At 60.2% G+C, this 19,884-nt stretch carries 16 protein-coding genes and 1 pseudogene; 7 read left to right on the top strand and 10 right to left on the bottom strand.

The window, feature by feature from the left end:
• The first annotated feature begins 2 nt into the window (after positions 1 to 2).
• The gene (locus tag TU82_RS00890; RefSeq protein ID WP_057721266.1) at positions 3 to 1,229 is read left to right on the top strand and encodes an ATP-grasp domain-containing protein; all 1,227 of its coding nucleotides are present in this window, start codon (positions 3 to 5) and stop codon (positions 1,227 to 1,229) included.
• 4 nt (positions 1,230 to 1,233) lie between these two features.
• Positions 1,234 to 1,917 carry a phenylalanine--tRNA ligase beta subunit-related protein gene (locus TU82_RS00885; protein ID WP_057721265.1) on the top strand — a complete coding sequence of 228 codons (684 nt, stop codon included), beginning with the start codon at positions 1,234 to 1,236 and terminating at the stop codon, positions 1,915 to 1,917.
• A gap of 36 nt (positions 1,918 to 1,953) precedes the next feature.
• Here TU82_RS00885 and TU82_RS00880 read toward each other — a convergent pair whose 3' ends face one another.
• From TU82_RS00880 to TU82_RS00865, 4 genes are all read right to left on the bottom strand, one after another.
• Positions 1,954 to 2,370, bottom strand: a complete 417-nt coding sequence (locus tag TU82_RS00880; protein WP_057721264.1) for an Lrp/AsnC family transcriptional regulator — start codon at positions 2,368 to 2,370, stop codon at positions 1,954 to 1,956.
• 67 nt (positions 2,371 to 2,437) lie between these two features.
• Positions 2,438 to 3,313 (bottom strand): carboxylate/amino acid/amine transporter, encoded by an 876-nt coding sequence (locus tag TU82_RS00875; RefSeq protein ID WP_057721263.1) that lies wholly within the window; start codon positions 3,311 to 3,313, stop codon positions 2,438 to 2,440.
• 203 nt (positions 3,314 to 3,516) lie between these two features.
• On the bottom strand, positions 3,517 to 4,116 hold the full coding sequence (locus tag TU82_RS00870) for an FMN-dependent NADH-azoreductase (protein ID WP_057721262.1): 600 nt from the start codon (positions 4,114 to 4,116) through the stop codon (positions 3,517 to 3,519).
• Between the two features lie 151 nt (positions 4,117 to 4,267).
• Positions 4,268 to 4,582: a hypothetical protein gene (locus TU82_RS00865; RefSeq protein ID WP_057721261.1), complete on the bottom strand. Its 315-nt coding sequence runs from the start codon at positions 4,580 to 4,582 to the stop codon at positions 4,268 to 4,270.
• A gap of 49 nt (positions 4,583 to 4,631) precedes the next feature.
• Between TU82_RS00865 and TU82_RS00860 the strand changes: the two genes are divergently transcribed.
• The 4 genes and pseudogenes from TU82_RS00860 (at position 4,632) to TU82_RS00850 (ending at position 8,289) form a co-directional block, all read left to right on the top strand.
• A complete protein-coding gene (locus TU82_RS00860) occupies positions 4,632 to 5,555 on the top strand; it encodes a PA3225 family LysR-type transcriptional regulator (RefSeq protein WP_057721260.1) in 924 nt (307 codons plus the stop codon).
• Positions 5,546 to 5,807, top strand: a pseudogene (locus TU82_RS27440) (alpha/beta fold hydrolase); the annotation flags it as partial. The gene TU82_RS00860 and the pseudogene TU82_RS27440, both read left to right, overlap by 10 nt.
• Positions 5,808 to 5,810: 3 nt before the next feature.
• The gene (locus TU82_RS00855) at positions 5,811 to 6,374 is read left to right on the top strand and encodes a peptidylprolyl isomerase (protein WP_057721259.1); all 564 of its coding nucleotides are present in this window, start codon (positions 5,811 to 5,813) and stop codon (positions 6,372 to 6,374) included.
• A gap of 82 nt (positions 6,375 to 6,456) precedes the next feature.
• Positions 6,457 to 8,289, top strand: a complete 1,833-nt coding sequence (locus tag TU82_RS00850; protein ID WP_057721258.1) for an ABC transporter ATP-binding protein — start codon at positions 6,457 to 6,459, stop codon at positions 8,287 to 8,289.
• Between the two features lie 133 nt (positions 8,290 to 8,422).
• Here TU82_RS00850 and TU82_RS00845 read toward each other — a convergent pair whose 3' ends face one another.
• Complete coding sequence (locus TU82_RS00845; protein WP_057721887.1) at positions 8,423 to 9,547, bottom strand: GNAT family N-acetyltransferase; 1,125 nt, start codon at positions 9,545 to 9,547, stop codon at positions 8,423 to 8,425.
• Positions 9,548 to 9,832: 285 nt separating this feature from the next.
• Here TU82_RS00845 and TU82_RS00840 point away from each other — a divergent pair, with 285 nt between their 5' ends.
• The gene (locus tag TU82_RS00840; RefSeq protein ID WP_057721257.1) at positions 9,833 to 11,155 is read left to right on the top strand and encodes a putative porin; all 1,323 of its coding nucleotides are present in this window, start codon (positions 9,833 to 9,835) and stop codon (positions 11,153 to 11,155) included.
• 104 nt (positions 11,156 to 11,259) lie between these two features.
• On the opposite strand, the gene TU82_RS00835 is transcribed toward TU82_RS00840, so the two are convergent.
• The 5 genes from TU82_RS00835 to aceK form a co-directional block, all read right to left on the bottom strand.
• A complete protein-coding gene (locus TU82_RS00835; RefSeq protein WP_057721256.1) occupies positions 11,260 to 11,493 on the bottom strand; it encodes an anti-sigma factor family protein in 234 nt (77 codons plus the stop codon).
• On the bottom strand, positions 11,487 to 12,101 hold the full coding sequence (locus tag TU82_RS00830; RefSeq protein WP_057721255.1) for an RNA polymerase sigma factor: 615 nt from the start codon (positions 12,099 to 12,101) through the stop codon (positions 11,487 to 11,489). The genes TU82_RS00835 and TU82_RS00830 overlap by 7 nt, the downstream gene beginning before the upstream one ends.
• Positions 12,102 to 12,139: 38 nt before the next feature.
• The gene (locus tag TU82_RS00825) at positions 12,140 to 13,261 is read right to left on the bottom strand and encodes a beta-ketoacyl-ACP synthase III (protein WP_057721254.1); all 1,122 of its coding nucleotides are present in this window, start codon (positions 13,259 to 13,261) and stop codon (positions 12,140 to 12,142) included.
• Positions 13,262 to 13,597: 336 nt separating this feature from the next.
• Positions 13,598 to 17,509: an ATP-dependent RNA helicase HrpA gene (gene hrpA, locus TU82_RS00820; RefSeq protein ID WP_057721253.1), complete on the bottom strand. Its 3,912-nt coding sequence runs from the start codon at positions 17,507 to 17,509 to the stop codon at positions 13,598 to 13,600.
• 566 nt (positions 17,510 to 18,075) lie between these two features.
• Positions 18,076 to 19,791, bottom strand: a complete 1,716-nt coding sequence (gene aceK, locus TU82_RS00815) for a bifunctional isocitrate dehydrogenase kinase/phosphatase (RefSeq protein ID WP_057721252.1) — start codon at positions 19,789 to 19,791, stop codon at positions 18,076 to 18,078.
• Positions 19,792 to 19,884 lie beyond the last annotated feature (93 nt).

Here is a 19,884-nt window from a genome sequence, read left to right as displayed (position 1 = left end):
GAATGCCTCAATTGCAAACCGTACTGATCGTCGATCCGTTCTCCACCGGTAAACTCTACGCCCCGTTATTCAAGGCCCAGGGCGTGAAATGTATCGCGGTGATTTCCACCGACACCTTGCCCAGGCACTTCACCGATGACCTGATCAGGGAAGATTTCGAAGAGGTTTACCACTGGGAAGAAAGCTTGCTGGAAACCCTGGAGAAACTGTCATTGAGCGCGGTGATCGCAGGCTGCGAAACCGCAATCTACCTCACCGATTACCTCACAGAAGTGCTGCGTATTGCAGGCAACAGCCGCATCACCAGCGACCTGCGGCGCAACAAGTTTTCCATGCAGCAAGCGCTCAAGAACAAGGGATTGGCGAACATTGCGTCCCAACTGCTGAGTTCGCCAAGCCGCATTCGGGCGGTGGTTGAATCACTGGAGGAAGCCGCCACCTACGTGGTCAAGCCACTCAATTCCGCCGCCACCGAAGGCGTGGTATTCGCCCAGGGCAAACACGAAGTGGAAGCCGCCTTGAACAATGCGGCCTGGCGGCAGAAAAACGACCTTGGGGAGTTCAACCTCGGGTTTATCGTGCAGCCGTTCGTGTCGGGCCCGGAGTACGTGGTGGACATGGTCGCCTTTGACGGCGAGTACACCATCGCCACGGTGTGCAAATACACCAAGATCCACAGAAACGGCAGCAAGTTTGTCTACGAAAGCCTGGACACCCTCGATCCCCAGGCACAAGCGCTGCAACCCTTGATCGACTACGCCCGTCAGGCAGCGGCGGCCTTGAGCATCGAGATCGGTCCGATTCATATGGAAATCATCTGGTCCGACACGGGCCCGGTGATGATTGAGGCGGGCGGCCGCTTGCATGGCGGCATCGCGCCACTGCTGTTTCAACAGGTGTACCAGCCGGACCTGCTGTCGCTGGCCATCGACAGCTACCTCGGCCGGCCTCGCCCGCCGGCCGGCGCTGCACGCGAGATCAGCCATGGTCGCATCGGCTTTTTCTGTTCCGATGAGCGCCGCACCTTTACCGCCCCTTCCCCCCAGGCCCTGCAGAGCGCGATGCTGGATGAAGCCTACTGCGGCCATCGCTTCTTCATCAGCCCGGGCGACACCACACCGGTCACGATCGACTTCGCCACCTGCCCCGGGCTGTTCTGGTTGCAGCACCCAAGCACGCAACAGCTGGATGCCAGCACCGACCTTCTGCGCAAGAAGCTATGGAGCTGAGGGTATGAAAAGTCGTTTGATCATTCAACAGTCTGCCCTCGACCTGGGCCTCAATAATGCGTGCGCCGCCGTTGTCGAAAACATCAGCGTGTCTGACGACCCGAGTTTCGTCAGTCTCCTGCAAAGCAACTTGAACCACGTGGCCTCACGCCTCAACGAACTGGAGTCGAACCCCGTTTACGAAGGATTTGCCCGCCAGCTTGAAAAGCTCGGCTACACCAACACCGTCAGCGCCAATGAAAAACTGCTGCGGCGCTTGATCGCCAACGGTGTGCGCCCCATCAATAACGTCGTCGACGCCTATAACGCCGTGGCAATCCGACACGGCGTCAGCATAGGCGTACATACCTATCATCAGCGGGACGATATACACGTCATGCGTTCGCCTGCACCGAGGGCGTTCCGTCCGCTGTTTGCCAAAAAGGACGTGATGATCCCCGCCGGCGACATCGTCTATACCTGCGGCGACGTGCCCTTGGCGAGCATCGGCAAAGTCGATGCCGATGCCCATGACTTCAGGCTGACGGACGCATCGTCCAGCCTGCTGGTGGTGGTACTGGGGCATGAGGACACGACGCTGGCGTTCAACCAGACGGTCATCGCAGAATTCGTGGACACCCTGCGCCAGACAATGCCTGCCTTGAACCATTACTTTCTCGAAACCTTCCACGACCACGCGCCAGCCTGATCGGGCGTCAGCCGCTGCCGTCGCGGACGGCACCGGCTAGCGCCAGGCCTTGAGCACCGGGTTGACCACCACCTCATTCACATGCTCGATCTTGAGCAGGTTTTCCTTGAACACCATCAATTCTTCAAAATTGCGGTAGCGCACCTCAAGCATCATGTCCACGTCGCCAAACAACGAATAGGCCTGCACCACCTCGCGATACTGGTAGATTTTGGGGAACACCAGGTGGCAGCTGCTACCGTTGAGCTTGAGCATCAAGAATGCCGATTGCAGGGTTTGATCGTCCTCAGCGACGTTGATGGTAAAGCCCAGGATAATGCCCTTTTCGATCAGTTTTTGAACCCGCGACTCCACGGCGGTTCGAGACTTGTGAACCTGGCGCGCCAGTTCCGCCAGGCTGACGCGGGAGTCATCCTTCAAGGCAGCTATTATCAGTTCATCAACCTTGTCCACTCTGCCACCCCCACACCGTTCCTTTCGATAACACACTTTCATTACCGCTCACACATCGCTGGCACCCTCAGGTCGCAGACTTTACGCCAGCGGCGGGTTTGATACCCAATCGACTGACCGCCACCGCCGCCAGAATCACCAGGCCGCCCAGGGCCAGCCTTCCCAGCGGCTCATGCTGGTTCCAGATCAGCAGGTTCAACAGCAGCCCCACCGGCACATGCAGATTATTCATCACCGCAAGGGTGCCGCCATTGACCAGGCAGGCCCCCTTATTCCACCAGTACATGCCCAGTGCGGTGCTGACCAGCCCCAGGAATACCAGCACGCCCCATTGCAACGGCGCTTGAGGCAGAAAGTCCGCCTTGCCGAACAGCAGGAACGCGGGCAACACCACCAGCAAGGCACCCAGGTAGAAATAACCGAAACGCCGGTAGTGCGGCTGATCGCTCGGATAGCGCGCCACCAGATGCTTGTACATGACTTGCCCGGCGGCATAAGTGAAATTGGCCAGTTGCAGCAGCAAAAAGCCCATCAGAAAGTTCGGGGTGATCTGGTCGAAGCGAATCACCGCCGCGCCCGCCACCGCCACCAGCGCGGCGACCAGTGCCCAGGGATTGAACCGCCGGTTGAGCGCGTCTTCTATCAGGGTCACGTGCAACGGTGTGAGAATGGTGAACAGCAACACCTCCGGCACCGTCAGTACCCGGAAGCTCAGGTACAGGCACACGTAGGTCACGCCGAATTGCAGCGCACCGATGACCAGCATGCCGCGCATGAACGCCGGTGCCACCGAGCGCCAGCGGGTCAGCGGAATAAAGATCAACCCGGCCAGTACCACACGCACCAGTACCGCGAAGTAGCTGTCGACGTGACCGGCGAGGTATTCGCCAATCAAGCTGAAGGAAAATGCCTGAATCAGGGTGACAACCAGTAGATAGCCCATGTGCGCCTCGTTTCGAATGGGCGCGACATTAAAGCTTTTCGACGGTTGAAGAAACTCGAGGCAAAAAAAACCCGACCTCGCTGAAGCGGCAGTCGGGCAGGAGCACTCAGGAGCAACAAGTGCAAAGGGAGGTTCGGTACGCGTACTTGAAGGGATTGCGTGGCGCTAGATAAACACTGGCGGATTATCTGGCGATTAAAGGATCAAGCCACCTGCGCAAGCAGGGCTTTGGCATCGTTGATGCCTTTTTCCTGGAAATCGCCGCTCAGGTTCACCCCTTCGGCATGAATGAAAGTGACGTCGTGAATCCCGATAAAGGCCATGACCTGGCGCAGGTAAGGTTCCTGGTGGTCCGAGGTGGCGCCGGTGTGAATGCCGCCACGGGCGGTGAGCACGATGGCGCGCTTGCCGGTCAGCAAACCCTGCGGCCCGGTGGGGGTGTACTTGAAGGTCACCCCGGCGCGCAACACATGGTCCAGCCAGGCCTTGAGGGTGCTGGGGATGGCGAAGTTGTACATCGGCGCCGCCATCACCAATACGTCGGCGGCGAGCAGTTCGTCGGTCAATTCGTTGGAGCGGTCCAGGGAAGCCTTTTCGACCACGCTGCGCTGTTCGGCAGGTTTCATCCAGCCGCCCAGGAGGTTGGCGTCCAGGTGAGGCACCGGGTTGAGCGCCACGTCGCGTACGTTGATCTGATCGGCCGGGTGGGTGGCCTGCCATTGGCTGATGAACTGCCGGGTCAGTTGGCGGGAAATCGAATCCTGCTGGCGGGCGCTGCTTTCGATGATCAGAACGTTGGACATGGCTATGTAGGCTCCATCGGGAAATGCTGTAAGTCGATGCAGAAAAGATTAACCATGGCCACTTCGATTAAAAAGCGCAAAAAACTGCTATAACCCATCTATAAATTCGTTTATAAGCGGAGTATTCCTATAGGCCTGCTCCGCTGTCGCTTTATTTCGGCGCGCACGCCAGGGCAATGCGCATCTTGATGATTGCGCGGTTGAACTTGACCGTGGTGTGGGTGCTTTTGCCTGCGGGTACGCTGACGGTGCGTCGGCGCGGCGCTTCAGGGCCATTGGTAAAGATGACAGAGCACAGCGCATCTTGAGTGCCGTAGTTATTCAACTGAATCGAGCTGATATCGCCGTCCACATCGGATGCGGTGTAGTCGATGCTGACGCCGTCGATCTTTTTGGTCACGTCGATGGGGTAGGCAAACGCGCTCATCGGCAGCAGCGCCAGCCACACACAACACAATTTTCTCATTCGGCAGTCTCCAATAAGGACCGCCAGCTTAGGACAAGAGGAGCTCATCTTGAAAGCGCCCCGCGTTACCCTTGATCAATGGCGCACATTGCAGGCCGTGGTCGACCATGGCGGCTTCGCCCAGGCGGCCGAAGCGCTGCACCGTTCACAGTCCTCGGTGAGCTACACCGTGGCGCGCATGCAGGACCAACTCGGCGTGCCGCTGCTGCGCATCGACGGGCGCAAGGCGGTCCTCACCGATGCGGGTGAAGTGCTGCTGCGCCGCTCGCGGCAACTGGTGAAAAACGCCAGCCAGCTGGAAGACCTCGCCCATCATATGGAACAAGGCTGGGAGGCCGAAGTGCGCCTGGTCGTGGACGCGGCCTATCCCAACGCGCGCCTGGTACGTGCCCTGACCGCCTTCATGCCGCAGAGCCGAGGGTGCCGGGTACGCTTGCGTGAGGAGGTATTGTCCGGCGTCGAGGAGCTTTTGATAGAAGGCGTGGCCGACCTCGCGATCTGCGGTTTCAGCATTCCCGGTTACCTGGGCACCGAAATGAGCGATGTTGAATTCGTCGCCGTGGCCCATCCAGAACACGGGTTGCACCGCATGAACCGCGAGTTGAGCTTCCAGGACCTGGAAAGCCAGATGCAGGTGGTCATCCGAGACTCCGGCCGCCAGCAACCACGGGATGTGGGTTGGCTCGGCGCCGAACAGCGCTGGACCGTCGGCAGCCTGGCCACCGCCGCCGCGTTCGTGGGCAGCGGCCTGGGGTTTGCCTGGTTGCCCCGGCACATGATCGAGCGCGAACTGGCCGAAGGCGTGCTCAAGCAACTGCCGTTGGAACAGGGCGGCAGCCGCCACCCCACGTTCTATTTGTATTCGAACAAGGACAAACCCTTGGGGCCGGCGACGCAGATCCTTGTGGAATTGCTGCGCACCTTTGACACCGCTCCGCTGGATGCGCCCTTCGCGGCCCCCCGGCAAGCCTGAAACGGAGTTTATCCATGGCCTGGTTCAATCCCGCGCGCTTCGACGCGATTGTGGGCTGTGGCGACAGGAACAACGTTCCAGAATCACCTGTCGAACCCTGGTCATCAACGTAGAAAACTATGTAAAACTGCTGCCCTACGCGCGACTGGTGGTAATCGAAGATTCCCGCCATGCCACGCCCTTGGATCAACCCGACGTGTTTAACGCTACCCTGCTCGAAACACCGTCGACCCCACAACCCAGGATCACTGACCCATGCTGAAAAAAATCGCCTTCTTTGCCGGTTCCGTTCTGTTCGCTGCCAACCTGATGGCGGCCGAGCCCGCCAAGGCGCCCCACGTATTGATCTCCACCACCAATGGCGACATTGAAATCGAACTCGACCCGGTCAAGGCGCCGATCAGCACCAAGAATTTCCTCGCCTATGTCGACAAGGGCTTCTACACCAACACCATTTTTCACCGTGTGATCCCGGGCTTCATGGTCCAGGGCGGCGGGTTCACCCAGCAGATGTCGCAAAAGCCGACCGAAGCACCGATCAAGAACGAAGCCAGCAACGGCCTGCATAACGTTCGCGGCACCTTGTCCATGGCCCGCACCAATGACCCGAACTCGGCCACCAGCCAGTTCTTCATCAACGTGGCCGACAATGCCTTCCTCGACCCGGGTCGCGATGCCGGTTACGCCGTATTCGCCAAGGTGGTCAAGGGCATGGACGTGGTTGATGTGATCGTCAACTCGCAGACCACCACCAAGCAAGGCATGCAGAACGTGCCAATCGATCCTGTCTTGATCAAGTCGGCCAAGCGCATCGACTGAGGTCCGCGGGAACTTCCGCACGTTGCCCACAAGGCGACGTGCGCATTTGAAAGGAGAGCCCGCACGGCGGGCGTCAAGCCTAATGCTCTATCGTCGTTTTGAACAACTGATCGACATCTTCCGCGATGCTCCCAGCGCGGCCCCGCCCGATAAAGTCCTGCCCTTCTACCTCTACTACCTGCGCCAGGTGTGGCCGTGTTTTGCCGCGCTGTTGGTGGTGGGCCTGATTGGTGCACTGATCGAGGTCGCGCTGTTCAGTTACCTGAGCCGCATCATCGACCTGGCCCAGGGCACGCCACCCGCGAATTTCTTTCAGGTGCACAGCACCGAGCTGATCTGGATGGCAGTGGTCGCCCTGCTGCTGCGGCCGATCTTCAACAGCCTGCATGACTTGCTGGTGCACCAGACCATCAACCCCGGCATGACCAGCCTGATCCGCTGGCAGAACCACAGCTATGTGCTCAAGCAGAGCCTGAATTTCTTCCAGAATGATTTCGCCGGACGCATTGCCCAACGCATCATGCAAACCGGCAACTCATTGCGTGACTCTGCGGTGGCAACGGCGGAAGCCATCTGGCACGTGTCGATCTATGCCATCACCTCGCTGGTGTTGTTCGCCGAGGCCGACTGGCGACTGATGATTCCGTTGATCATCTGGATCATCTGCTACTGCCTGGCATTGCGTTACTTCGTGCCGCGGGTCAAGGAGCGTTCGGTGATCTCTTCCGAAGCACGCTCCAAACTCATGGGCCGCATCGTCGACGGCTACACCAACATCACCACCTTGAAGCTGTTTGCCCATACGCAGAATGAGCAGGAATACGCCAAGGAAGCGATTGTCGAGCAAACCGAAAAAACCCAACTGGCGGCGCGCGTGCTCACCAGCATGGACGCGGTCATCACCGTCCTGAACGGCCTGCTGATCGTCACCACCACCGGCCTCGCCCTGTGGCTGTGGACGCAGTCGCTGATTTCCGTCGGCGCCATTGCCCTGGCCACCGGCCTGGTGATTCGCATCGTCAATATGTCCGGCTGGATCATGTGGGTGGTCAACGGCATTTTCGAAAACATCGGCATCGTGCAGGATGGCCTCAAGACCATCGCCCAGCCGCTCGCAGTGGTCGACCGTACCGACGCCCCGCGCCTGACAGTGCCCCATGGCCTGGTGCGCTTCGAGCAGGTGGATTTCCACTACGGCAAGCAGAGCGGGATCATTGGCGGCCTGAACCTTGAAATCAAGGCCGGGGAAAAGATCGGCCTGATCGGTCCGTCCGGCGCGGGCAAGTCGACCCTGGTCAACCTGCTGCTGCGCTTGTACGACCTGCAAGGCGGCCGCATTCTGATCGACGGGCAGGACATCGCCGAGGTCGCCCAGGAAAGCCTGCGCGCGCAGATCGGCATGATCACCCAGGACACCTCGCTGCTGCACCGCTCGATCCGCGACAACCTGCTGTATGGCAAGCCGCAGGCCACCGACGAAGAACTCTGGGCCGCCGTGCACAAGGCGCGCGCCGACGAGTTCATCCCGCTGCTGTCGGATTCCGAAGGCCGTACCGGGCTGGATGCCCATGTGGGCGAGCGTGGGGTGAAACTCTCCGGCGGCCAGCGCCAGCGGATCGCCATCGCCCGCGTGCTGCTCAAAGACGCGCCGATCCTGATCATGGACGAAGCCACCTCGGCACTGGACTCCGAGGTGGAAGCGGCGATCCAGGAGAGCCTGGAAACCCTGATGCAGGGCAAGACCGTGATTGCGATTGCGCACCGACTGTCGACCATCGCGCGGATGGACCGCCTGGTGGTACTGGAGAAAGGCCAGATCGCCGAAAGCGGCAGCCACGCCCAACTGCTGGCTCATGGCGGGCTGTATGCACGTTTGTGGCAGCACCAGACGGGTGGGTTTGTTGGCATCGATTAATGAGAGCCGGCCTTGATCGTTCCCACGCTCCGCGTGGGAATGCATCCTGTGACGCTCTGCGTCACGACTTCAAGCGCGGACGCAGAGCGTCCAAGGCGGCATTCCCACGCAGAGCATGGGAACGATCTTAGGGTCAGGCCTGCCGATAGGGCAGCGCCGACCTCGCCTCTTCGGCATAGGCCAACACGCCCACACGCTCGCGCTCGAGGAAATCCTCCACGGCGTTTTTCAGCCCCGGATGGCGCAGGTAATGCCACGAACGGGTAATCACCGGTTCGAAGCCGCGAATCAGTTTGTGCTCGCCTTGAGCGCCGGCATCGAAGCGTTGCAGGCCGTGGGCGATGGCGTAGTCCATGCCCTGGTAGAAACAGGTCTCGAAATGCAGTCGATCGAACTCCGCCAGGCAGCCCCAATAGCGGCCGTAGAAGCTGTCACCGCCGATCAGGCTGAACGCCATGGCCACCGGGCGTGAGCCCTGTTTGGCCAGTACCACGCGAATCGCCTCGGGCATGCGCTCGGCCAGCAGGCTGAAAAACGCCCGGGTCAGGTAGGGCGACTGCCGACGTATCGCGTAGGTGTTGGCATAGCAGGCATAGACAAAATCCCATTGGGCTTCGCTCAGTTCATGGCCCTGCAGCCACTCGAACTCGATACCCTGCCCCGCCACCTGCTCGCGCTCTTTGCGCATCTGCTTGCGCTTGCGTGAACTCAGGGCGTCGAGAAAGTCCTGGAAGTCGCGGTAGCCACGGTTCTGCCAATGGAATTGACAGCCCAGGCGCTGCAACCAGCCAGGTTGCCGGGCCAGCGCATCGTCAGCCAACGGGTCGGTGAAATTGATATGGGCACTGGAGAGCCCTTCGATTTCCAGGTAACCGGGCAGGCTGTTCAGCAGTTCGAAACCGTCCTCGGCGTTGGCGGCCAGCAGCCGCGGACCGCTGACCGGACTGAACGGCACCGCCGTCAGCAGCTTGGGATAGTAGTCGATGCCCGCACGCGCGCAGGCGTCGGCCCAGCCGTGATCGAACACGTACTCGCCATAGGAATGCCACTTGCGATAACCGGGCAATGCCGCCACCAGCCGCTCGCCTTCCCAATGCAGCAAATGCTCCGGTTGCCAGCCCGAGTGGGCCCCCAGGCTGCCACTGTCTTCCAGCGCGCTCAGGAATGCATGCCGCACGAATGGCTGGGCCTGCGGCGCCAGGGCATCCCAGGCCTGCGGGGTGATGTCGGACAGGCTGTCCAGGCGTTGCAGCGGCATCGGCATCTTCTCTGTGTCCAGGGCGTGAAGGCCTGGCGAGTATCGCCTATCACAGCCCCGCGCACACCCCGAAAAATCCCCTGACACAACTCGAAATCAATAGTTCCGTGAGCAAACGAATTGTCATACAGATGAAATCACTTAGCCACTACTGCGTCATAAACCGTCGCGATACTGACGCCTGTTTTTAGAGCACCCGGGTTTGCCAGGTGGCCTTTTTCCGTCCGTCAGCGGTCGGTTGTGTCCTGGAGGGTTTGTTATCCCTCCTCACTTTCGGAGATTGATATGCGTCTTGCTTCCACTAAAACTGCTGCGGCCCTGTGTGGCGGCCTGTTGCTGGCCCTGAGCGTTCCGGCCAGCGCTGCAGTCGACGCTAAGTTGCTCGACATGCTCAAGGCCAACGGCCAGATCACCGCTTCGCAGTACACCGAATTGCAGAACGAGCTGGCCAAGGATCAGAAAGAACAGCAGATCGCACGGCAGGCTCAACAGGAAAGCAACGAACAGATCGCGGCCACCGCGAAAAAGACCAGCGAGCTGAGCAGCTTCGACCAGAAACTGGCCTGGGCCGCCAAGACTCAGTTCAAGGGCGATGTGCGCTTTCGCCAGGAAACCATCAAGATCGACGGCGAGCCCAACAACGGTGGGCGTGACAAGGACCGTCAGCGAATCCGCGCGCGTCTGGGCGCCTATACCGAGATCAACCCGCAAGTGGACACCGGTATCCGTATCGCCACGGGTGGCGGCGACGATGCGCGTTCCACCAACCAGGACCAGGATGGTTACTTCGATAAAAAATCGATCTGGCTGGACCTCGGCTACATCGACTACCACCCGGACCAGATCAAGAACCTGCACGTGATCGGCGGCAAGATGCTGCAGCCGTGGGTGAGCATGGGTGACGTGATCTGGGATAGCGACATCAACCCCGAAGGCCTGGCAGTCACCTACAAATACCCGCTGGGCAGCAGTGCCGAACTGTTCGGCAGCCTGGGTAACTACAACCTCAAGGACAACGTCGACGGCGACGGCGTGCAATTTCGCCACGACCTGCGTCTGACGTCCGGCCAGTTGGGTACGCGTTTCTCGCTGACCGACAACCTGAAAATGACCCTGGGCGGCAGTGTCTACGCCTACCAGAACGACAAGGACAGCCGCTGCACGACCACCACCACGCCTTGCGCACTGGCGGTCAATGGCAACTCGGCCAATAACGAATTCCGATTGTATGAAGGGTTTGCCCAAGCCGACATCGGCGGCCTGGCAGTGCCGCTGGCCTTCTACGGCCAGTACGTGAAAAACAACGATGCCGTGACCGATCAGGACACCGCCTGGTTGGTGGGTGCCAAGTCCAAGGTGTTCGGTTTCAACCTCGACTATAACTACCGCGATACGCAACGTGACGCAGTTGTAGGCGCCTTCACCGATTCGGACTTCGCCAACGGCACCACCGGTTCGCGCGGTCACAAGATGAAGGTCAGCTACGACATCGACAAGAACTTCGCCTTGGGCGCCACGTACTTCCTGACCAAGGCAGACTACGCCAGCCGTACCCAGCGTGATGCCAACACCAACACCTTGCAGCTGGATGCTGAAGCCAAGTTCTAACCTCACCACTGTAGGAGCGAGCTTGCTCGCGAAGAACGAACAGGCAGCGCGTTTATCCTGGATACCCGCGTTATCGTTGAGGTTTTTCGCGAGCGAGCTCGCTCCTACAAGTCTTTACGCCGCTCGGCAGCGAGTCGCTCCGCCAGCACATCCGCATCCCTGACCGGCTCGTCCGGCATGATCCGCAATGTCGCCTGCATCAGGCGCATCTGACGGATGAATCGTCGGCAGTTCGGGCAGAACATCAAGTGATGACGCACCAGCAGACGCTCACGAAAGGTCAATTGCCCATCGAGATAGTCACTGGAACGTGCCACTTGTTCCTTACACGTCAACATTCGCCCGTTTCCTCAAAATGCTCCACTGTGGCAAAGACTTTGAGCCTTGCTCGATGCAACAGCACACGCACATTGGAGAGCGAGAGCGTCAGAAGATTACAAATTTCTTCCAGCTCCAGGCCCTGGCGCTCACGCAGCACCAGCACGCTGCTTTGCAATTGGGACAAACTCAGAAGCGTATGCTCCAGGCATTTTCGCAATTCCTCCTCGGTCAACAAGGCTTCCGGCGTGTCCTGGTGCCAGGCATACGGGGCCACTGCCCAGTGCCCATCGTCAGGCGTAAAGCGTTCATCACCAATGGTCCCATGGGGAGACGGCAGGTCGTCGAGCAACACCTCCCGGCGATTTTGCTTGTAGCGACCCTTGGCGGCGTTCGCGGTGATGGTCAGCAACCAGGTCTTGAGGCTGGAACGCCCTTCGAACCTGGCGAGGTTGCGTACCACTGACAACCAGGCATCCTGCACCACCTCATCGGCATGCCGCTGGCCGACGATGGCATAGGCCACCGCCCGCATCGCACTCTGGTAAGTGGTGACCAACTCCTTGTAGGCCCGCTGCTCACCCTTGAGCAGGCGTTCAAGCAGGTGCGCGTCGTCCGCTGCTGCCATTCAACACCTCGATAAAAACGTGCAGACCCGCTCCGCCATCAGCGTTTGCGCAGGATCACACTGCCGATGGAGTAGCCCGCACCAAACGAGCTGAGCACCGCCACGGCGCCTTTGGGCAAGTCGTCCTGATAAGTGTGAAAGGCAATCACTGAGCCCGCCGAGCTGGTATTGGCGTAGGTATCGAGGATCACCGGCGCTTCTTCCACCGACGCCTCGCGGCCCAGCAGTTTCTTCACGATCAGGTGGTTCATGCTCAGGTTGGCCTGGTGCAGCCAGAAGCGCTTCACATCGGTGACGCTCAGCTGGTTTTGCGCCAGGTGCTCGCCAATCAACTCGGCCACCATCGGGCAGACATCGCGGAACACCTTGCGGCCTTCCTGCACGAACAATTTGTCCGGCGCGCCGACGCCTTCTTCGGCGGTGCGGTTGAGAAAGCCAAAGTTGTTGCGAATGTTGTTGGAGAACTTGGTCAGCAGCTTGGTGCTCACCACATCGAACTGGTGCTCGGAGGTTGCCAGGTCGGCACGCTCGAGGACCACTGCGGTGGCAGCGTCACCAAAGATGAAGTGGCTGTCGCGATCACGGAAATTCAGGTGGCCGGTGCAGACTTCCGGGTTGACCATCAGGATCGCCCGGGCCTGGCCCAGCTGGATGCTGTTGGCGGCATTCTGGATACCAAAGGTGGCCGAAGAGCACGCCACGTTCATATCAAACCCGAAGCCCTGGATACCCAGGGCTTCCTGCACCTCGATGGCGATGGCCGGGTAGGCACGCTGCAGGTTGGAACAGGCGACAATCACGCCATCGATATCGGCGGCGGTCTTGCCGGCGCGCTCCAGGGCCTGTTCGGCGGCGCCGACGGCCATCTGGCAGAGCACCGACCATTCGTCGTTGCTGCGCTCGGGCAAGCGTGGGGCCATGCGCCGTGGGTCAAGGATGCCGTCCTTGTCCATCACGAAACGGCTCTTGATGCCCGAGGCCTTTTCAATGAACGCCGCGCTGGACTCCGTCAGCGCCTGCACGTCGCCGCGCTCGATGGCCGCGGCGTTTTCGCTGTTGAACTGCTGCACATAGGTATTGAAAGACTGCACCAGCTCTTCGTTGGAGATGCTGTTGGCCGGGGTGTACAGGCCAGTGCCGCTGATGACGACGTTATGCACGGTCGTTCCTCTAAATCTGTCAGGCAGAAGATATTGGTACCGTCGTACCAAACTGTAGGTCGTTTGATTCCGTCCAGCGGGCATCAAACTGGCAACGCTTTATTCCATCGCGTCGCTGCTACGACGAACCCGGCATTTATGGGCGCGAAGTTTGCCACAAACACTGGGGTTTGGCGCCACTTCCCGGACAAACACCGTTTAAATATGGGAGGGGGCAAGCCCTAATGCCAGTCAGTTAAGCGAACAAAATGCTTAAAGCTGCGAAGATCAAATGTGGGAGGGGGCAAGCCCCCTCCCACATTCGACTTTGCCCAAATCAGGAATCGGGAACGTTTTTCAGGGCTCTACCTGGCTCCATTGCTTGCTCAGGCGCTTATCGGAAATCGGCACCTTGGTCCCCAGTTGCTGGCCAAACAACGACACGCGATATTCCTCCAGCCACCAGCGATACAGCTCCAACTGCAGATCGCGCTTGCCTTCCTGGGCGTGTTTGTTCAGGCGGTTCTGGTACTGGGCCCACAGGCCGCTGAGTTCGGTGCTCCACACACGGTCCTTCTGCACCTGGCTCGGCAGTTTTTCCAGGCGCAGCTCGATGGCCTTGAGGTAACGCGGCAGCTCCTTGAACCACTGCGCCGGGGTTTCGCGCACAAACCCTGGATAGACCAGGTTGCTCAACTGCTGCTTGATATCGTTCAAGGCTACCGCCTGGGCCAGGTCGATCTTGCCCTTGAAGCGTTTTTGCAGGCCATGCCAGAGCTTCAGCACGTCCAGGGTCAGGCGCGCCAGACGCTCGGCGTGTTCGGTCCAGCCGCCACGCTTGCGCTCGGCCAGCGCGGCCAGCCCGGCACCATCGCGCGGTAAAGTGGCTTCGCCTTCCAGTACGCAGGTGTCGAGACTGGCGAGCAGGATGTCTTCCACCAGCGCATCGATGCGCCCCAGTTCGCGGTACATCAGGCCCAACTCGGTCAGCCCCGGCAATTTGCCGCGCAAAAATTTCGCCGGCTCCGCCAGTTGCTGCAGCAGCAAGCGCTGCAAGGCACGACGGTGCTGGAACTCGGCCTCGGCGGCCGTGGAGAAACGCCCTTCCTTGACGGTGCCGTTTTCTTCCACCAGCGCCGGATACACCGTCATCGACAGGCCGGCGATGTTCTGCTGGGTCTTCTCAGCGACCGCCGCAAACACCTTGGCCTCCACCGGCTGCTGGCTTTTCGCAGTTTGCGGTACCGCCAGCGCCGCCTGGCTGGCCTCGGCGAAACGTGCCGTCAGCTGCGCCAGATCCCGGCCTTCGCCGAGAAACTTGCCCTGGCCGTCGACCACCTCCAGGTTCATCTTCAGATGGTTTTCCACCTGCTGCGCGGCCTCGGCCCAGGCCTCGTCGCTGACCCGCGCACCGGTCATGCGCAGCAATTCACGGCCGAGCGCCTGGGGCAGCGAGCCCTGGCCAAACTCGATGCGCTGCAGCGCCGCCTTGACGAAATCCGGCACCGGCACGAAATTCTTGCGCAGCGCTTTCGGCAAGTTGCGCACAAGAGCGATGCACTTGGCTTCGATCACCCCCGGCACCAGCCATTCCAGACGCTCGGCCGGCAAGGCCGGCAGCAACGGCGCCGGCACGCGCAAGGTGACACCGTCGCGCGGGTGGTTGGGCTCGAAGTGGTAACTCAAGGCCAAGGCCAGGTCGCCCAGGTGCAAGGTGTCCGGATAATGCGCGGCAGTCACTTCACTGGCTTCGCGGGCCAGCACGTCTTCTTCGCGCATGATCAGCAGTTGCGGGTCTTTCTGGCTGTTGACCTTGTACCAGCTGTCGAAGGTCGCCGTCTGGTGAATCTCGGCCGGCAGGCGCGCATCGTAGAAAGCGTAGAGGGTTTCCTCGTCGGCCAGGATGTCGCGGCGGCGCGCCTTGGCTTCCAGTTCGTCGAGCTGCTCCAGCAGTTGCTGGTTGGCCGCCAGGCACTTGGCTCGGGACTGGATTTCGCCGCGCACCAGGCCTTCACGGATAAATAACTCGCGCGACACCACCGGATCGATCGGCCCGTAATGCACCGGCCGGCGTCCGACCACAATCAGCCCGAACAAGGTGATCTGTTCAAATGCCACCACCTGCCCGCGCTTTTTCTCCCAATGCGGCTCGAAGTGGTTTTTCTTGATCAGGTGCCCGGCCAGCGGTTCGATCCAGTCGGCGTCGATCTTGGCCACCATGCGCGCATACAGCTTGGTGGTTTCCACCAGTTCGGCGGTCATCAGCCACTGCGGGCGTTTCTTGCCGATACCCGAGGAGGGATGAATCCAGAAGCGCCGCTGACGCGCGCCCAGGTAGTCGCCGTCCTCGGTCTTCTGGCCGATCTGGCTGAGCAAGCCGGACAGCACCGCCTTGTGCAATTTCGGGAAATCGGCCGGTTCCTTGTTGATTGTCAGCTGCATGTCGCGGCAGATGAGGCTCAACTGGCGATGGGAGTCGCGCCATTCGCGCAGGCGCAGGTAGTTGAGAAAGTTCTTTCGACACCAATTGCGCAGCGGGCTGGCGGTCAATTCCTGGCGCTGTTCTTCAAAGCCGCGCCACAGGTTGACCAGCCCGGCGAAGTCCGAATCCGCATCTTTCCACTGCGCATGGGCCTGATCGGCGGCCTGCTGGCGTTCCGGCGGGCGCTCGCGCGGGTCCTGGATCGACATGGCGCTGGCCACGATCAACACTTCCTGCAAGCTGCCCAGCTTGGCGGCCTCGAGCAGCATGCGGCCCATGCGCGGATCCACCGGCAAGCGTGCCAGCTGGCGGCCCAACGGCGTGAGCTGGCTGTTGCGGTCCACCGCCGACAGCTCTTGCAGCAGGTTGAAACCATCGCTGATGGCCTTGCCATCCGGCGGTTCGATAAACGGGAAGTCAGTGATTTCGCCCAGGCGCAGGTGCAGCATCTGCAGAATCACTGCCGCGAGGTTGGTGCGCAGGATTTCCGGGTCGGTAAATTCCGGGCGCCCGATAAAGTCTTCTTCGCTGTACAACCGAATGCAGATGCCCGGCTCGACCCGGCCGCAACGGCCTTTACGCTGGTTGGCGCTGGCCTGGGAAATCGCCTCGATCGGCAATCGCTGCACCTTGGCGCGGTAGCTGTAGCGGCTGATGCGCGCGGTGCCGCTGTCGATCACATAACGAATGCCGGGCACCGTCAACGAGGTTTCCGCAACGTTGGTCGCCAGTACCACGCGGCGACCCGGGTGCGATTGGAAAATGCGCTGTTGCTCGGCCGGTGACAGGCGCGCATACAGCGGCAGGATTTCGGTGTGCTTGAGCTGGGCCTTGCGCAGCATTTCGGCAGCGTCGCGGATTTCGCGTTCGCCGGGCAGGAACACCAGCACATCGCCGGGGCTGCGCCGTTCGCTGCGCTCGTAGGCGGCGATTTCATCGAGAGTGGCGAGGATCGCCTGGTCGACGGTGAGGTCGTCCTCGACGCGGTTGCCCTCCTCGTCCTGCTCCAGCGTCAGCGGGCGGTACCAAGTGTCGACCGGGAAAGTACGGCCCGAGACCTCGACAATTGGCGCGTCGTCGAAGTGTTTGGAGAAACGTTCAAGGTCGATGGTGGCCGAGGTGATGATGACTTTCAGGTCGGGGCGGCGCGGCAACAGCGTCTTGAGGTAACCGAGCAGGAAGTCGATGTTCAGGCTGCGCTCGTGGGCCTCGTCGACGATGATCGTGTCATAGCGTTCCAGGTACCGGTCGTTCTGGGTTTCCGCCAGCAGGATACCGTCGGTCATCAGCTTGATCAGCGTATTGGAATCGCTCTGGTCCTCGAAGCGCACCTGATAGCCGACCAAGGCGCCCAGCGGCGTGGCCAGTTCTTCGGCGACGCGACTGGCCACGCTGCGCGCAGCGATCCGGCGTGGCTGGGTATGGCCGATCAGGCCGTATTGACCACGGCCGATTTCCAGGCAGATCTTCGGCAACTGGGTGGTTTTACCCGAGCCGGTTTCGCCGGCAATGATCAGCACCTGATGCTTGTTCAGCGCAGCCTTGATCTCGTCGCGCTTGGCCGCAATCGGCAGGCTGTCGTCGTAACGAATCACCGGCAGGCTCGCACGCCGCGCCGTGACCTGGGCGCATGACGCCTGCATGCGCGCCACCCACTGCGCCAGCTTTTCCTCGTCGGGCTTCTTGCGCAGCTCGAGCAACTGCCGGCGCAAGCGGTGGCGGTCGGCGAGCATGGCGTGATCGAGGGATTTGAGCAGTTGGTCGAGGGTGGGTGCTTGGTCAGTCATCTGGGTGGCAAGGGTCTTTTGGTGAGGCAGGTCTGCCCTGCACAGCGTGGATCGATTGCATGGGGGAAAGATTGTCGCAGATTTCTTCCGGCCTTGAGACGGTCAATCAAAAATGAACGCGCGGGCTTAGCCGTCTGGGGCGACTTTTACTACAAATCCTGGATCCAATTTCTCATGGTTGAAAAGCGAAAATCCGATGTAATGGACCCAATACGCGAGTTTCAATAAAGCTCTGGACAGGTCTAGAAAATTAACGTGTCCCCTATTGAAACTGGAGTTTAAAATGTCAATCGATTCCGTCACCCCACGCCCGCCAAGCTACACACAGTCCATGCAGGCCCAACCGCGCTCAAAAGAGTCGCTGCCACCTCCCCAATATGAATTCCCCCCCGCCTACACAGAAAAGGCGTCTTCTACATCAAGCCCTCGAACCACGTCAGCGCCAGTCACCAGCCTGGCGGCCCAAAGAATTGCGAATTACCACACAACCAGCCAGGCAGTACGCGGCATGAACTTCATGAGCGGGATTTGACACTGCCATCATGCGGTTCAAACACCGCTCGTTCTTATGATTCATCGCATTGCTTGCGCCGGTAAGGGAATACATCAATGACCTTACCGGCACGTATCGCCTCCTGCAGGCCTTTCCAATAATCGGCGTTATACAACTCGCCATGCAGCTCATCGAACAACCTGCGCTGGCTGGCGTCGGCAAACAGGAAGGGCGGAAATTCTTCGGGGAACACATCCAGCGGACCGATGGAATACCAGGGTTCCGACGCCATCTCATCCTCGGGAGTGCGCGGCGCGGGAATGTGGCGGAAGTTGGCTTCGGTGAGAAAGCAGATTTCATCGTAGTCGTAGAACACCACCCGGCCGTGACGGGTGACGCCGAAGTTCTTGAGCAGCATGTCACCCGGAAAGATATTGGCCGCCGCCAATTGCTTGATCGCCAGGCCATAGTCCTCCAGGGCTTCGCGCACCTGGGCGGGGTTGGCATTCTCGAGGTAAAGGTTGAGCGGGGTCATGCGCCGTTCGGTCCAGCAGTGACGGATCAGGACGGTGTCGCCCTCCACTTCGACGGTGCCGGCGGCGACTTCCAGCAACTCGGCGAGGCACTCGGGCTCAAACTTGCTCAAGGGGAAACGGAAGTCGGCGAACTCCTGGGTATCGGCCATGCGCCCTACCCGGTCGACACTTTTGACCAGGCGGTACTTCTCGATCACCGTGGCGCGGTTGACGTTTTTCGACGGTGAGAAACGGTCCTTGATGATCTTGAACACGGTGTTGAAACCCGGCAGGGTAAACACGCTCATGACCATGCCACGCACTCCCGGCGCCATGATGAATTGATCATCGGTGGTCGCCAGGTGATTGATCAGTGCGCGGTAGAACTCCGACTTGCCGTGTTTGTAAAAGCCGATGGAGGTGTACAGCTCGGCAATGTGCTTGCCGGGCAGGATGCGCTTGAGAAAGTCGATGAATTCCGCAGGTACCGGCACGTCGACCATGAAGTACGAACGAGTGAAGGAAAAGATGATCGACACGTCGGCTTCGTCAGTGATCAACGCATCGATCTGAATCCCCTGCCCTTCGCGGTGCAGCAACGGGATCACCAACGGCCATTGTTCGTCGCGGGTGTGGATACGTCCGACGAGGTAGGCGCCTTTATTGCGGTAGAGCACCGAGGAAAACAGCTCGACGGTCAGGTCCGGGTCCTTGCATACCCAGTCCGGCAGGTTTTCCCGCAGTTGAGCTTCCAGGCGGCGAAGGTCGGCAGGCAAGTCGGCGTAGGGCTCACTGAAGCGGTAGTCCGCAAACATCTGCGCGAGCATGTCCGCTATCTTGCCGACAGGCGTATAGGTGCGGGTTTGCGCCGCCCGCGCCCGCCGCAGGCTGGGCCGCGTGGTGTGGATAAACATGCAGCCGTCGCTGATCAGGTCATGGCTGAACAGGCTGCAGAACACCGAGTTGTACCAGGTTTCCGACAGCTCATCGTCAAAGCGCAGATCAATCAGACCGATGTAGGCACTTTTTACCAGCGGCCACAGATCGATAGCCTGCAACACGCCCGTATCAAAAGCCGCCCGCAGACGCGTCGTGACCTCCCCCACTTTCTCTTCGTAGAGGTTGATGCGCGCCGCCGAAGCCGCCTGCCCTTGCTGCCACTGGGCCTTTTCGAAACGCTCGCGAGCGCCATCGGTGATCTGGCGAAAGTGTTCACGGTAGTCGTCGAAACCGTCGAGGATCATCCGGGCGATAGCGAGGGCGGGCTGCGACATGCGGAAAACCTCGAACGGGTAGCGGGAAGCCCTGAGCTTAGCCAGTGAACCGAGGCAGGAGAAGGCCGATTTTTCATCGACAGCGATACTTAA

The organism is Pseudomonas orientalis, from assembly GCF_001439815.1.
Taxonomy (GTDB): domain Bacteria; phylum Pseudomonadota; class Gammaproteobacteria; order Pseudomonadales; family Pseudomonadaceae; genus Aquipseudomonas; species Aquipseudomonas orientalis.
Note: the sequence above shows the minus strand (reverse complement) of the source record. Positions and strands in the feature narration are given on the sequence as shown.